The organism is Pseudomonas sp. NMI542_15, from assembly GCF_021283425.1.
GTDB lineage: Bacteria > Pseudomonadota > Gammaproteobacteria > Pseudomonadales > Pseudomonadaceae > Aquipseudomonas > Aquipseudomonas fortuita.
In genome coordinates, this window is sequence record NZ_JAJSRO010000078.1 from 1 (window position 1) to 463 (window position 463).

The 463-nt window shown below is 67.2% G+C and carries 1 protein-coding gene; it reads left to right on the forward strand.

Going from position 1 to position 463, the window contains the following annotated elements; genetic code table 11:
- On the forward strand, positions 1 to 463 hold a 463-nt coding region (locus tag LU684_RS30490; protein WP_232895377.1), incomplete at both ends, for an Ig-like domain-containing protein.

Consider the following 463-nt stretch of genomic DNA (forward strand, 5'->3'; position numbering starts at 1 on the left):
TCACCGGTCGCGGCGAACCGGGCGCTACCGTGCAGGTGCGTGATGCCGCAGGCACTCTCATCGGCACTGGCACTGTGGGCGCCGATGGCCTGTTCAGCTTGACCCTGAACCCTGCACAGGCCAACGGCGAAGCCTTGGATGTGCGCCTGGCGGATGCCGCCGGCAACACCTCTGCACCGCTTCAGTTCGATGCCCCGGATATCACGCCACCTGGCGCAGTAAGCAATATCGTGGTCGGCCCTGATGGCCTGGCCCTGAGCGGCCGCGGCGAACCGGGCGCCACCGTCGAGGTGCGCGATGCCAACGGCACCGTGATCGGTACCGCTGTGGTCGGTGCCAACGGCACCTTCCTGATCAACCTCGACCCGGCTGTGCAGCCAGGTGAGCAACTGAGCCTGGTGCAGACCGACCCAAGCGGCAACGCCTCCGCTGCCCTCGAATACGACGTACCGCTGACCACGGC